Here is a 12074-nt window from a genome sequence, read left to right as displayed (position 1 = left end):
CCGTCCAGGATCGCCTTGAGGGTGTCCAGTGGCGGAGTCGGGATGTTGAAGCTCTTGGCGCGACGCTGAGGCACGAAGCCGCCCAGTGCGGTACGACGCTCGCTCAGGTAACGGGCTTCGGCGCTGCCTACTTCCGGTTTGAAGAACGGCAGGTTTTCCAGTTCATCGTCCTTGACCGGGATGTCGAAGCGATCGCGGAACAACTTCAGGCTTTCGACATCGACCTTCTTGGTGTTGTGCGCAGTGTTCTTCGCTTCGCCGGCACCGGTGCCATAACCCTTGATGGTCTTGGCCAGGATGACGGTCGGTTGTTCTTTGTGGTTGACCGCTTCGTGGTACGCCGCGTAGACCTTGTACGGGTCGTGGCCGCCACGGTTGAGCTTCCAGATCTCGTCGTCGGACAGGTCTTCAACCATCGCCTTGAGTTCTGGCGTGTTGAAGAAGTGTTCACGCACGAACGCGCCGTCTTTGGCTTTGTAGTTCTGGTACTCGCCGTCGATGACTTCGTCCATGCGGCGTTGCAGGATGCCGTCGACGTCCTTGGCCAGCAGTGGGTCCCAGAAACGGCCCCAGATGACTTTGGTCACGTTCCACTGGGCACCGCGGAACACGCCTTCGAGTTCCTGGATGATCTTGCCGTTGCCGCGAACCGGGCCGTCAAGACGCTGCAGGTTGCAGTTGATGACGAAGATCAGGTTGTCCAGCTTCTCGCGGCCGGCCAGGGAGATGGCGCCCAGGGATTCCGGCTCGTCGCACTCGCCGTCGCCCAGGAAGCACCAGACTTTCTGTTTGCCTGGCTGGATGAAGCCACGGTGTTCCAGGTACTTCATGAAGCGTGCCTGGTAGATCGCCTGGATCGGGCCCAGACCCATGGATACGGTCGGGAACTGCCAGAAGTCAGGCATCAGCCAAGGGTGCGGGTAGGACGACAGGCCTTGACCATCGACTTCCTGACGGAAGTTGTTCATCTGGTCTTCGGTGATGCGGCCTTCCATGAATGCGCGGGCGTAAACGCCTGGCGAGGTGTGGCCCTGGAAGTAGATCAGGTCGCCGCCGTGTTCGTCGCTCGGGGCCTGGAAGAAGTAGTTGAAGCCGATGTCATACAGGGTCGCACTGGACGCGAAGCTGGAGATGTGACCGCCGAGGTCGGAATCTTTCAGGTTCGTACGCATTACCATGGCCATCGCGTTCCAGCGTACCAGCGAGCGAATGCGGCGTTCCATGAACAGGTCGCCAGGCATGCGTGCTTCGTGGGTAACGGGGATCGTGTTGCGGTAAGGCGTGGTGATGGCGTAAGGCAACTGCGAGCCGCTGCGGGTCGCGAGTTCACCCATACGGGTCATCAGATAGTGAGCACGGTCTTCGCCTTCTTTGTCGAGAACCGATTCCAGGGCGTCCAGCCATTCCTGGGTTTCGACGGGATCGAGGTCTTGCATGGCTTGCTCCAGGGCGGAAAGGCTACCAGAATCGGTTGCCTGAGTTAGCGACTGGCCTTGTGGGCAGACGTTATGAATTCTTGGATTGCCGACAGGTTGTTCCGGCGGCGTGTAGTTTTACTACAAATCTTCCGGCATTTCAGCCCGTCTAATGTATATACGAGTAGTAAAACTACAGATGAGCGGCTTGTAGCCCCCGGCTGCGTTGTGAGAATAATCGTTAAGGTTGGTCTTTTTCCAACTACAAAAGGTAAAAGCTTGATGCTGGCTGCCAAAATTAAAGAAATTTCAGCTATTTCTAACTTTTGTTCGACAGTCCCTCAGGTAGTGAGTTTTCGAAAACCACTACATGCAGTCCGTTGTACGCCGATCAAGGATAGACCATGAGCCTCCCTTCGCTTGCCGAACTGCCCGCCATTCTCCTGCCGTTGGTCACCCGCGCCGAGCAGTCGTTCCGGGCTGCCGTCGCTGCCCTGGACGATGATCACGGGCTGTCCACCTGGACGCCGGAACGCTGGGCGCAATTTGCCCGCGTCACCGCCGCCAGCGATTTCGTGATTGAACAGTGTGTTCGTGACCCTTTGATGTTGCTGGCGCTGGTGCAGTCCGGCGAACTGGACCGCCGCTTCGCGCCCGGTGAGTTGTRCGCGCAGATTGCCGCTGCCGTGAGCGTGGCCGAGACCGATGATCAGCTTGGTCGCGCCTTGCGCCGTCAGCGTGCACGCCATCAGGTGCGGATCATCTGGCGCGACCTGACCCGTCAGGCTGACCTGGTACAGACCTGCCGCGACCTCTCGGACATGGCCGATGCCAGCATCGATCAGGCTTATCAATGGTTGTATGTGCGGCATTGTCAGCAGTTCGGCGTGCCGACCGGCCGACGTAGCGGCGAGCCGCAGCAGATGGTCATCCTCGGCATGGGCAAGCTCGGCGCCGTGGAGCTGAACCTGTCCTCGGACATCGATCTGATTTTTGCCTACCCCGAGGGCGGCGAAACCGTCGGTGTGAAACGCGCGCTGGATAACCAGGAGTTCTTCATTCGTCTGGGCCAGCGGCTGATCAAGGCCCTGGACCCGATGACCGTCGACGGCTTTGTATTCCGCGTCGACATGCGCTTGCGACCTTACGGTTCGTCCGGCGCTCTGGTGCTGAGCTTCAACGCGCTGGAACAGTATTACCAGGATCAGGGCCGCGATTGGGAACGCTACGCGATGATCAAGTCGCGGGTGGTGGCCGGCGATCAAGTAGCCGGCGCGCAACTGCAGGAGATGCTGCGACCGTTCGTTTACCGGCGCTACCTGGACTTCTCGGCCATCGAAGCGCTGCGCACCATGAAGCAGCTGATCCAGCAGGAAGTACGGCGCAAGGGCATGGCCGACAACATCAAACTCGGATCCGGCGGTATTCGTGAAGTCGAGTTCATTGCCCAGGCGTTCCAGCTGATTCACGGCGGCCGCGATTTGAGCTTGCAGCAACGCCCGCTATTAAAGGTGCTGAGCACGCTGGAAGGTCAGGGTTACCTGCCGCCGGCTGTGATCGGCGAGCTACGTGAAGGTTATGAATTCCTGCGTTACACCGAACACGCGATTCAGGCGATTGCCGACCGCCAGACGCAAATGTTGCCCGATGGCGAGCAGGATCAGGCGCGTATTGCCTTTATGCTGGGTTTCGCCAACTGGACGGCCTTCCACGAACAATTGATGTATTGGCGCGGCCGCGTGGCCTGGCACTTCGGGCAGGTGATCGCCGATCCCGACGAAGAGCAGGGCGCCGAAAGCGAAGTGGTGGTCGGCGGTGAGTGGTTGCCGCTGTGGGAAGAGGCTCAGGACGATGAGGCCGCTTGCCGTCAACTGGAAGAGGGTGGTTTCAAGGATGCCCCAAAAGCCTTGAAAGCCCTGGCCAGTTTGCGCAGCAGCCCCCAGTTGCGGGCGATGCAGCGTCTGGGTCGCGAACGTCTCGATGCTTTTATTCCGCGTTTGCTGGCGCAGGCCGTGGAGCATGACAATCCGGACCTGGTACTGGAACGGGTGCTGCCGCTGGTTGAAGCCGTGGCCCGTCGCTCCGCGTACCTGGTGCTGCTGACCGAGAACCCCAGTGCGTTGCGGCGGTTGCTGACGCTGTGCGCGGCGAGCCCGTGGATCGCCGAGCAAATCACTCGCTTCCCGCTGCTGCTCGACGAATTGCTCAACGAAGGCCGGCTGTTCAAACCGCCACTGGCGCCAGAACTGGCGGCTGAATTGCGCGAGCGCCTGACACGGATTCCCGAGGACGACCTCGAGCAGCAAATGGAAGCCCTGCGCCACTTCAAGCTGGCGCACCGCCTGCGGGTGGCTGCCTCGGAAATCGCCGGCAGCCTGCCGCTGATGAAGGTCAGCGATTACCTGACCTGGCTCGCCGAGGCGATCCTGGAGCAAGTGCTGGCACTGGCCTGGCGCCAGACCGTGGCCAAGTACGGCACGCCGCTACGCACCGATGGCACTTTGTGCGATCCCGGCTTCATCATTGTCGGTTATGGGAAAGTCGGCGGTCTGGAACTCGGGCATGGTTCGGACCTGGACCTGGTGTTCATCCACGACGGCGATCCGCAGGCTKAAACCGATGGCGTCAAACCCATCGATGGCGCGCAATTCTTCACCCGGCTGGGGCAGCGGATCATTCACTTGCTGACTGCACAGACCAACTCCGGGCAGTTGTATGAAGTGGACATGCGTCTGCGGCCATCCGGTGCGTCGGGCTTGCTGGTGAGTTCCCTGGGGGCGTTTGCCCGCTATCAGGAAAACGAGGCCTGGACCTGGGAGCATCAGGCATTGGTGCGGGCGCGGGTGTTGGTGGGCAGTCAGGATGTCGGCCAGGCCTTCGAGAAAGTCCGCGCCGCGATATTGGGCAAGACGCGTGAACTGCCGACCCTGCGCCAGGAGGTCAGCGAGATGCGCGCCAAGATGCGCGATAACCTGGGCAGCAAGAGCACGGCGGCCGGCACCGGGGCAAATGCCTTCGAAGCCACGGCGCCGTTCGATATCAAGCAGGACGCCGGAGGTATCGTCGATATTGAATTTATGGTGCAATACGCGGCCCTGGCGTGGTCCGAAACACACCCGCCGTTGCTGCGCTGGACCGACAACATCCGCATTCTGGAAGAGCTGGAGCATGAAGGGCTGATGCCCGTCGAAGATGCCGGCCTGTTGCGTGAAGCGTATAAAGCGTACCGTTCCGCCGCCCACCGGCAGGCCTTGCAGAAGGACCCGGGGGTGATTCCGGGCGACCAGTTCGCGGACGAACGGCGGCAGGTCATGCGGATCTGGCGTGAGCTGGGGCTAAGCTGAAACGGGATATTCGATACGCCCAATACCCCTGTGGGAGCGAGCTTGCTCGCGATGGCGGACTGACAGTTACCATTGATGTTGAATGTGATGGCCTCATCGCGAGCAAGCTCGCTCCCACAGTGGATCTGCAGTGCCATGCGGATCGAGGTACACCAATACCCAATGTGGGAGCGAGCCTGCTCGCGATAGCGGAGTGACACTCGACAGCAATGTTGAAGGTGATGACCCATCGCAAGCCGCCGTGCTCCCGCAGAGATTTTCGAGGCGGGGAGGCGTAGGCCTCCCCGGTTCGTTTATGGAAACCACATGAAAATTCTGATCGTTGGGCCCAGTTGGGTCGGTGACATGGTGATGGCGCAGACACTGTTCCAGTGTTTGAAACAACGCCACCCGCAATGCGAAATCGACGTGCTGGCCCCCGAGTGGAGCCGGCCGATTCTTGAGCGTATGCCCGAAGTTCGCCAGGCCTTGAGCTTTCCGCTCGGTCACGGTGTTCTGGAACTGGCGACTCGCCGGCGCATCGGCAAATCCCTGGCCGGCCAGTACGACGAGGCGATCCTGTTGCCCAACTCCCTGAAGTCGGCGCTGGTGCCGTTCTTTGCCGGCATCCCGAAACGCACAGGCTGGCGTGGCGAGTTCCGCTATGGCCTGCTCAACGACGTGCGCACGCTGGATCAAGATCGTTATCCGCTGATGATCGAGCGCTTCATGGCCCTGGCTTATGAGCCGGGCGTCGAGTTGCCAAAACCCTATCCGCGCCCGACACTGCAGATCGACCCGGTCACGCGCGAGGCGGCACTGGCAAAGTTCGGTCTGACCCTCGACCGTCCGGTGTTGGCCCTGTGCCCTGGTGCCGAGTTTGGCGAGTCCAAGCGCTGGCCGTCCGAGCATTACGCCAAGGTCGCCGAAGCGAAGATCCGCGAAGGCTGGCAAGTCTGGCTGTTCGGTTCGAAAAACGATCACGCCGTGGGCGAAGACATCCGCGCGCGGCTGATTCCAGGTCTGCGTGAAGAATCGGTCAACCTCAGCSGCGGCACCTCGTTGGCCGAAGCCATCGACCTGATGTCCTGTGCAGATTCTGTGGTGTCCAACGACTCCGGCCTGATGCACGTCGCCGCCGCTCTGAACCGCCCGCTGGTCGCGGTCTACGGTTCGACGTCGCCGGGCTTCACGCCACCGCTGGCCGAGCATGTCGAAATCGTACGCCTGGGCATCGAGTGCAGTCCGTGCTTCGATCGCACCTGCCGTTTCGGCCATTACAACTGCCTGCRCCAGCTCATGCCGCAGGCCGTGAACGAAGCCTTGCAGCGGTTGCAAGGCACTGTGGTCGAGGTCAAATAGCTTGCGGGTTCTGTTGATCAAGACTTCTTCGCTGGGCGACGTCATTCACGCGTTGCCGGCGTTGACCGATGCGGCGCGGGCGATTCCCGGCATCAAATTCGACTGGGTGGTGGAAGAAGGCTTTGCCGAAATCCCGACCTGGCATCCGGCGGTGGGCAAGGTGATTCCGGTGGCGATCCGTCGCTGGCGCAAAAACATCTGGCAGACCATCAAGAGCGGTGAGTGGAAGCGCTTCAAGCAAAGCGTTCGCGTCACCAGATATGACTTGGTGATCGACGCCCAGGGCTTGCTGAAAAGTGCCTGGCTGACCCGTTACGTCAAGGCGCCGGTGGCCGGCCTCGATAAAAGCTCGGCGCGCGAGCCCATCGCTGCGCGCTTTTACGATCGACGTCTGGCCGTTGCCCGTGGGCAGCACGCGGTGGAGCGAGTGCGTCAGTTGTTCGCCATTGCGTTGGGCTATGACTTGCCTAAAGGCCTGGGCGACTACGGACTGAATATCGAGCGCCTGGTGGAGTTGCCGCGCAAGAATCCTTACGTGGTGTTTTTGCACGGCACCACCTGGGACACCAAGCACTGGCCCGAAGCCTACTGGCGCGAGCTGACCGAACGGGTTGGCTACCTTGGCGTCGGGGTGAAGTTGCCCTGGGGCAATGCCCTGGAGAAAGCCCGGGCCGAGCGTATCGCCGCGGGTTTCAAGCACGCCGAAGTGCTGCCAAAACTGAACCTGGCGGGTGTCGGCAAGGTGCTGGCCGGCGCGCAAGCCTGCGTGGCGGTCGACACCGGTCTTGGTCATCTGGCCGCCGCGCTGGATGTGCCGACGTTGTCGCTGTTCGGCCCGACCAACCCGGGCCTGACAGGCGCTTATGGCAAGGTGCAGATTCACATGGCCAGCGACTTCCCTTGTGCGCCGTGCCTGCAAAAGAAATGCACCTATCAACCGACGGCCGAAGATGCCCGTCAATTTGACCTGAAACGCGAGTTGCCATTGTGCTTCACGCGTCTGAATCCCGAGCGTGTCGCCAGCCGACTGAGCACGTTGTTAATGGCTGAGGAGCTGCGCTGATGCAATTGGCATTTGTCCTGTACAAATATTTCCCGTTCGGCGGCTTGCAGCGCGATTTCATGCGAATCGCCCTGGAGTGCCAGAAGCGCGGTCATCAGATTCGCGTCTACACGCTGATCTGGGAGGGTGACGTGCCGCCGGGTTTCGAAGTGCTGGTGGCGCCAGTCAAGGCGTTCTTCAACCATCGCCGCAATGAGAAGCTCAGCGAATGGATGGGAGCGGACCTGGCCAAGCGCCCGGTCGACCGCCTGATCGGCTTCAACAAGATGCCGGGCCTGGACGTCTATTACGCGGCCGACGGCTGCTTCGAAGACAAGGCACAGAACCTGCGCAACTCGCTGTATCGCCGTTGGGGCCGCTATCGCCACTTCGCCGAATACGAGCGGGCGGTGTTCGCCAGGGATGCCAAGACCGAAGTGTTGATGATTTCCGAGGTCCAGCAGCCGCTGTTCATCAAGCATTACGACACGCCGCTGGAGCGTTTCCACCTGCTGCCACCGGGTATCGCCCAGGACCGTCGCCGACCGGCGGATGCCGATGAAATTCGCGCCGGGTTCCGCGCTGAATTCGATCTCAAGGACGACGAACTGCTGCTGGTGCAGATCGGCTCCGGGTTCAAGACCAAGGGCGTGGACCGTAGCCTCAAGGCACTGGCGGCATTGCCTGCCGAGTTGAGGAAACGCACCCGGCTGTTTGTAATTGGCCAGGATGACCCCAAATTATTCCAGATGCAGAGTGCGACATTAGGGCTGGGCGACAACGTCACGTTCCTCAAAGGGCGCAGTGATATCCCGCGTTTCCTGTTGGGTGCCGATCTGTTGATCCACCCGGCGTACAACGAAAATACCGGCACCGTGCTGCTCGAAGCGCTGGTGGCTGGCTTGCCGGTGCTGGTGAGCGCGGTGTGCGGTTATGCCCATTACATCGCCGAGGCCGATGCGGGTCTGGTGCTGGACGAACCGTTCGATCAGGCGCAACTGACGCAGTACCTGACCGGCATGTTGAACGACGCTCAAGCAAGGGCGGCCTGGAGCCGCAATGGTCTGGCCTACGCCGGGACGGCCGACCTCTACAGCATGCCGCAGCACGCGGCCGATGTGATTCTGGCGGAGCACGCTTAAATGAAGTTGATGCTGGCTGAACCGTTCAAGAGCCTCTGGGCCGGACGCGACCCGTTCGCCGAAGTCGAGGGGCTTGAGGGCGAGGTGTACCGCGAGCTGGAAGCGCGCCGGACCTTACGCACGGAAGTCGATGGCAACGGATTTTTCGTGAAAATCCACCGTGGCATCGGCTGGGGCGAAATCTTCAAGAACCTGCTCACCGCCAAGCTTCCAGTATTGGGGGCCGGTCAGGAGTGGCAGGCCATTCAGCGCCTGCAGGAAGTTGGCGTGCCGACCATGACCGCCGTCGCGTATGGCGAGAAGGGCAGCAACCCGGCCGACCAGCACTCGTTCATCGTCACCGAGGAGCTGGCACCCACTGTCAGCCTCGAAGACTTCAGTATCAACTGGATCAAGCAGCCGCCCGAGCCAAAACTCAAGCGCGCGCTGATCGCCGAAGTCGCACGCATGACCGGCATGATGCACCGCGCCGGGGTCAACCACCGCGACTGCTACATCTGCCACTTCCTGCTGCACACCGACAAACCGGTGACCGCGGACGACTTCAAGCTCTCGGTGATCGACCTGCACCGCGCCCAGACCCGCCCGGCGATCACCTCGCGCTGGCGCAACAAGGATCTGGCGGCCCTGTACTTTTCCGCGCTGGACATCGGCCTGACCCGCCGCGACAAGCTGCGTTTCCTCAAAGGCTATTTCCAGCAACCGCTGCGCCAGATCCTGAGTGAAGAGGCCGCTTTGCTGGCATGGCTCGACGGCAAGGCCAACAAGCTCTACGAGCGTAAACAGCGATACGGGGATGCGCTCTGATGTCGGGTTGGAAACTGGAACCGGCCTACAGCGAACTGGCCGATGACTTTGGCAGCCTCGAGGCTGTGTTTGCGCTGCAAGGCGAGCGTTTGACCAGCGATCTGCTTTCGGAGGTCATCCGGGTCGAGCGCAATGGCGTCAACTATTACGTCAAACGGTATGTGGGCGCTGGCAAAGGCTTGCGGCGTTACCTGGGCAAGCCTCGGGTGAAGATGGAGTGGCAGAACCTCAAGCGCTTCGCCAAGTGGGGCATCCCCACGGCCGAAGTGGTGGCCTGGGGGCTGGAACGACGCGGTGTGGCCTACGCTCGCGGCGCGATGATTACCCGGGAGCTGCCGCATACCGAAGACTTGTCGGCACTGGCCGAGCGTCGCGACCCGAAACTTTCGGATCGCGCCTGGGTCGATACCGTCAGTCGTCAGCTGRCCGAATACACCCGGACCATGCACGACCACCGCTTCACCCATAATGACTTGAAGTGGCGCAACCTGCTGATCGACGATGAGGCTCGAGTGTTTTTGATCGATTGCCCCAACGGCGATTTCTGGCGCGGTTTCTGGCTCAAGTACCGTATTACCAAGGATCTGGCGTGCCTGGACAAGGTCGCCAAGTATCAACTGTCGGCAACCCAGCGCCTGCGCTTTTACCTGCAATACCGCAATCGGACCCGGCTCAACGCTGCGGACAAAAAACGTATCCGGCACGTGGTGAGATTTTTCGAGGGGCGTGAATGACTGATTTTCTGGCCGCTGATGACCGTGCGCTGCTTGAACGCCACGGCCTCGGCACATTCGATGCCCTCTGGGCCAAACAACTCGACGCGGTGGATGAGCCCAACACCGGTCGGGGCGGTTGGAGCAGTGTGTTTCGGCTGGACCTGGAAGGTCATGGTTTCTACCTCAAGCGTCAAAGCAACTACCTGACCCGCACGTTACGCGCACCGTTCGGCGAGCCGAGCTTCGCTCGCGAGTTTCGCAACATCTCCCGTTACCAGAAGCTGGGGGTTCCGGCGCTGGAAGCGGTGTTCTACGGTGAGCGCAAGGTCGATGGTGAAGTTCGGGCGGTCCTGTTGACCCGCGCCCTGGATGGTTGGGACGACCTCGAATCGCTGTTGCAGCGCTGGGATGAACTGAGCCCTGAGCAACACTCGGAAATCCTCAAGGCCAGTGGCGAACTGGCCAGGCGGCTGCACGCGGCACGCCAGGTGCACGGATGCTTCTATCCCAAGCATATTTTCATGCGCGCCACCGGCAACGGCTATCAGGCTCAATTGATCGATCTGGAAAAGACCCGACCACTGCTGTACGGGCAGCGTGACCGAATCAAGGACCTGGAACCGCTGGCGCGCCGCGCGCCCGAGTGGGGAGAGTCGCAACTGCGGCAATTGCTGGCCGCCTATCTGGATCAACCACAGGACAGCTCGTTGATCGACAGCTGGCTGGGGCGTTTGACTACGCGGCGCAGCCAAAAGGGACCACGCTGATGCGTTTATCCGAGTTGAAGTCCGCCGGCCGCACCCCGGCGTTGCCATTGAGCGTTTCGCTGGCTGATGCCGCCGGCCCCGCTGAGCTACAACTGCTGAGCCTGTTGCGGGTGTTGCCGGGGCAGCGTTATGTCGGTGCCGGTGTCTGGCGTGGCCGACCGGTGTTGGCAAAGTTGCTGGTAGGCAGCAAGGCTGCGCGGCACTTCCAGCGTGAGCTGGACGGCGTGCGCTTGCTTGCCGCTCAAGGATTGACCACGCCGCAGYTGTTGGCCGATGGCCTGAAAGAGGGTGAGGGTGGTTGGCTGCTGTTCGAGTTTCTGGAAGGCGCCGAAAGCCTGGGTGATACCTGGAAGCAGGTTGAGCAGCAGCCCGTGCTGTCCGATGGGCAAGGAGCGGTGCTGGCCGAGGCGTTAGGTGCCATCGGTCAAATGCACCGCAAAGGACTGTGGCAGGAAGACCTGCACCTGGACAACCTGCTCCGTCAGCGTGGTCGTCTGTACTTGATCGACGGCGCCGGGATTTGCTCCGAAACGCCGGGGCAGCCGCTGTCACGGCAGAAGGTCCTGGAAAACCTCGGGGTGTTCTTCGCCCAGTTGCCGAAGTCGATTGAACCCTTCATTGAAGAGTTGCTGGTGTATTACCTGCTGAGCAACGGCGAGCACGCCTTGCCCATGGAGGCGCTCCAGAAGCAGATCGACAAGGTCCGCAGTTGSCGCCTCAAAGACTTCCTGATCAAGGTCGGCCGCGAGTGCACGCTGTTCAGCGTCCAGCGCGGGGCCTTCGGCTTGCGGGCGATTCGCCGCGAGGAAGAGTCGTCGATGGTGCCGGTGCTGGAACAGGCCGATACCCTGCTCGATCAGGGGCATCTGTACAAGACCGGGGGCGCGGCGAGCGTCGGTAAGGTCGAGGTGGATGGCCGCACGCTGGTGATCAAGCGTTACAACATCAAGGGCTTTGCCCACTGGCTCAAGCGCTTCTGGCGCCCGAGCCGGGCCTGGCATTCATGGCGCGAAGGCAATCGCCTGGTGTTCCTCGGGATTGCCACGCCCAAGCCGCTGGCGTTGCTGGAAAAGCGTTTTCTGTGGCTGCGCAGCCGGGCGTACCTGATCACCGAGCATCTGTCGGGGCCGGACATCATCGAACGTTTTGCGCCGCATGTTGAAAGCGGTGATGCACCGGAAGTCGAGTTGGCGGCGCTGGATCATCTGTTTGCCGAGCTGATTCGCGAACGCATCAGCCATGGCGACTTCAAGGGCCATAACCTGTTCTGGCAGCAGGATCGCTGGGCGTTGATCGATCTCGATTCGATGTGCCAGCACAGCTCCCTTGGCAGTTTCGCCCCGGCGTATGCAAGGGATCGCGCGCGGTTCATGCGCAATTGGCCTGAAGGTAGCGCCCTTTACCAGGTGATTGATCAGCGTTTGCCCAAAGATATCTCCAGTGCTGGCTGAATCAGGACCTTCGGTCCTATCGCGGGCAAGCCCGCTCCCACAGGGATTG

8 protein-coding genes and 1 pseudogene are annotated in these 12074 nt (G+C 61.2%); 8 read left to right on the top strand and 1 reads right to left on the bottom strand.

Annotated features, from left to right (window positions below):
• Window positions 1-1436: pseudogene (gene aceE, locus ACXRVY_RS08080) on the bottom strand (pyruvate dehydrogenase (acetyl-transferring), homodimeric type); the annotation flags it as partial.
• Window positions 1437-1819: 383 nt separating this feature from the next.
• Between aceE and glnE the strand changes: the two are divergent.
• From glnE to ACXRVY_RS08040, 8 genes are all read left to right on the top strand, one after another.
• Window positions 1820-4759: a bifunctional [glutamate--ammonia ligase]-adenylyl-L-tyrosine phosphorylase/[glutamate--ammonia-ligase] adenylyltransferase gene (gene glnE / locus ACXRVY_RS08075; RefSeq protein WP_458237222.1), complete on the top strand. Its 2940-nt coding sequence runs from the start codon at window positions 1820-1822 to the stop codon at window positions 4757-4759.
• Window positions 4760-5065: 306 nt separating this feature from the next.
• On the top strand, window positions 5066-6100 hold the full coding sequence (gene waaF, locus ACXRVY_RS08070) for a lipopolysaccharide heptosyltransferase II (protein WP_458237221.1): 1035 nt from the start codon (window positions 5066-5068) through the stop codon (window positions 6098-6100).
• Window position 6101: 1 nt separating this feature from the next.
• Window positions 6102-7163: a lipopolysaccharide heptosyltransferase I gene (gene waaC / locus ACXRVY_RS08065; protein WP_223461713.1), complete on the top strand. Its 1062-nt coding sequence runs from the start codon at window positions 6102-6104 to the stop codon at window positions 7161-7163.
• A complete protein-coding gene (locus ACXRVY_RS08060) occupies window positions 7163-8284 on the top strand; it encodes a glycosyltransferase family 4 protein (protein WP_223461715.1) in 1122 nt (373 codons plus the stop codon). The genes waaC and ACXRVY_RS08060 overlap by 1 nt, the downstream gene beginning before the upstream one ends.
• Complete coding sequence (gene rfaP, locus ACXRVY_RS08055) at window positions 8285-9091, top strand: lipopolysaccharide core heptose(I) kinase RfaP (RefSeq protein WP_223461717.1); 807 nt, start codon at window positions 8285-8287, stop codon at window positions 9089-9091.
• The gene (locus ACXRVY_RS08050) at window positions 9091-9825 is read left to right on the top strand and encodes a lipopolysaccharide kinase InaA family protein (RefSeq protein ID WP_458237220.1); all 735 of its coding nucleotides are present in this window, start codon (window positions 9091-9093) and stop codon (window positions 9823-9825) included. The genes rfaP and ACXRVY_RS08050 overlap by 1 nt, the downstream gene beginning before the upstream one ends.
• Window positions 9822-10574: a lipopolysaccharide kinase InaA family protein gene (locus ACXRVY_RS08045; RefSeq protein ID WP_223461721.1), complete on the top strand. Its 753-nt coding sequence runs from the start codon at window positions 9822-9824 to the stop codon at window positions 10572-10574. Before ACXRVY_RS08050 ends, ACXRVY_RS08045 begins: the two co-directional genes overlap by 4 nt.
• Window positions 10574-12025, top strand: a complete 1452-nt coding sequence (locus ACXRVY_RS08040; protein ID WP_458237219.1) for a lipopolysaccharide kinase InaA family protein — start codon at window positions 10574-10576, stop codon at window positions 12023-12025. The genes ACXRVY_RS08045 and ACXRVY_RS08040 overlap by 1 nt, the downstream gene beginning before the upstream one ends.
• The last annotated feature ends 49 nt before the right edge of the window (window positions 12026-12074 follow it).

Source organism: Pseudomonas sp. P5_A2_2, from assembly GCF_054177685.1.
The sequence above is the reverse complement of the archived record's forward strand: the minus strand, read 5'-3'. Positions and strand labels throughout refer to the sequence as shown.

Coding starts and splice junctions, on each gene's coding strand:
- ACXRVY_RS08045 (WP_223461721.1), top strand. CDS start 9,822: ATGACTGATTTTCTGGCCGCTGATGACCGTGCGCTGCTTGAACGCCAC.
- ACXRVY_RS08060 (WP_223461715.1), top strand. CDS start 7,163: ATGCAATTGGCATTTGTCCTGTACAAATATTTCCCGTTCGGCGGCTTG.
- rfaP (WP_223461717.1), top strand. CDS start 8,285: ATGAAGTTGATGCTGGCTGAACCGTTCAAGAGCCTCTGGGCCGGACGC.